Origin of the sequence: Candidatus Nebulibacter yamunensis (assembly GCF_024208055.1) — a bacterium.
Classification (GTDB): Bacteria; Pseudomonadota; Gammaproteobacteria; order Francisellales; family Francisellaceae; genus Caedibacter; species Caedibacter lacustris.
Genome location: NZ_JAMBMW010000046.1, coordinates 1 through 2,185 on the forward strand (window position 1 = coordinate 1; position 2,185 = coordinate 2,185).

The following is a 2,185-nucleotide window of genomic DNA, read 5'->3' on the forward strand; positions in this document are numbered from 1 at the left end:
CTAATAAACCTTTCTTTAGTCAACAATGCACTGATGAGGATGCTTTGAAGATCAGCTATCAGTTTACTGAAGCTGAACTGCCTCAATTGATCACTAATGAAGTCAATGGCTTAGTCACCTCGTTTGAGTATGACAATCACAACAGACTGTTAAACCTAAGTACTTTAGACGCTGCTGATAAAAGCAATACAAGACAATGGCGTTATACGTATCTGAATGATCAGCATTTTATTCCCGCTACGGTTCAAGCGCCTTACAACAGCAGTGATGCCGTTATGAAGTATCAATATGATAAACACGGTTATTTGCACAAAATAACCAATGAACTGGCACATATTGCCACCATTGATAAAAGAAACCATGACGGTCAGGTATTACAATCTACGGATGAAAATGGTGTAATAACCACGCTAACCTATCAGGATAAGGATAACAATGAACTGCCGTTATTGCCTTTATCCGTTACGGTCAATCATGCGACAACGACATATGGTTATGATGAGCATCAACATCTTGTGAGTGTTACGACTCCAGAGCAGGTAACGCTACGTTATCAAAAAACCGCTGAGGATGTGATAAGCTCAATCACCGATGGTGCCAATAATGTGCTTCGATATGACAAAAATGTGTCAGGTGAGTTATTAACGACCATTCATGATGCCTCAGGTCAAGTGGTTTATCAAAGCCCGCAGGGTACAAGATTACGGCATGAAGTTAAGCTAACAAAAGACCTAGTGGGCAACATCACCAATATTGAACACGATGGGATGAAAACCAGTTATCGATACAACGCCTGGGGAGAAAAGACAGACATTGATGATTCGATCAGAGGTCAAATAAAACTTCAATACAATGGTGGAGGGCAGCTGGTTAGGAAGGAAGATGCGAAAGGTCAGCGGTTTGATTATCGCTATGATGTTCTGAATCGACTAACGGAAGTTAGCTTCAATCAACAGCCACTACTTACCTATGTTTACGATAAAGGCAATTATGGTAAAGGTCGATTAACATCACTCACACGATGGCATGCTGCAAGTGCTAATACTTTAGCTAATGCGTATGATGCGCTTGGCAATGTTTTAACCCAAACATCAACCATTAATAACCATAGCTACGCTACCAGTTATACTTACAACAAAGATAATCAGATAACCTCAATTACTTACCCCAGCGGCTTGCAAGTAGCTTATGCCTATAACCATTTGGGGGAGGTAAGCAAAGTAAGTACACTAACTAAGATTGGCAGTATTGAGCAAACGCTTGCAGATAATATAAAACATCTTCCCTTTGGTTCTTTATCATCATTAACCTTTGGTAATGGCTTGGCGTTAAAACGTGAGTTTGATCTGCTATATCAATTAACACATCAGTCTGTGCAGAACATTACTCAAACCCTTTATGATTATGATAACAACGGTTATATAACACAAGTCAATCACTTAGACACGCCAATACAAAATAAAATCTATACTTATGACGACTTTAGCCGTTTAAAATCAATAGAATCTGCTGCTATTAAGCGATCATTTGCTTATGATAACTCAGGTTTTTTAATCGGAGAAAATGCGGTAGAGGCGCTTAACAGTTTTAATAAAGATGCCAATGGCAATATTACCCAGATAGATGGCTTAACTTTACACTATGATGTGCTAAACCAGATTGAACGGATTGAGGAAAACAATCAGCTCATCGCTGAATATCAGTACAATGGTTATGGTCAACGGATTACAAAGGTTATTCATGGTAAAGAAACGGTATTTATCTACGATATTGAAGGGCGATTAATTGAAATCATTACCGATAATCAAATCACTGATATTATCTATCTTGATGGCAAACCATTGGCTCAGATAACCAATGATGAGGTTTATTATTTTATCAATGACGCTGTAGGCACCCCAAACCTACTGTTTGATATAAAAGGACAGATTCAATGGCAGGCAGATAGTCAAGGCTATGAGATTAAGGAAACATTTCATAACATCACGCAAAATTTAAGATTTGCGGGGCAGTATTATGACGAAGAAAGTGGGCTTTATTACAACAATGCACGTTACTTTCACCCTAAGCTTGGTGGATATTTACAGCCTGATGCTTTAGATATTTTAGCAGGTGGAAATGTACACCCTTATGCCTATGCGAGCAATAACCCAGTTAATGTGATTGATCCAACTGGACTGTATGA

At 38.7% G+C, this 2,185-nt stretch carries 1 protein-coding gene; it reads left to right on the top strand.

The window, feature by feature from the left end:
* Positions 1-44: 44 nt before the first annotated feature.
* On the top strand, positions 45-2,185 hold a 2,141-nt coding region (locus tag M1V25_RS10145), incomplete at its 3' end, for an RHS repeat domain-containing protein (protein ID WP_498843202.1).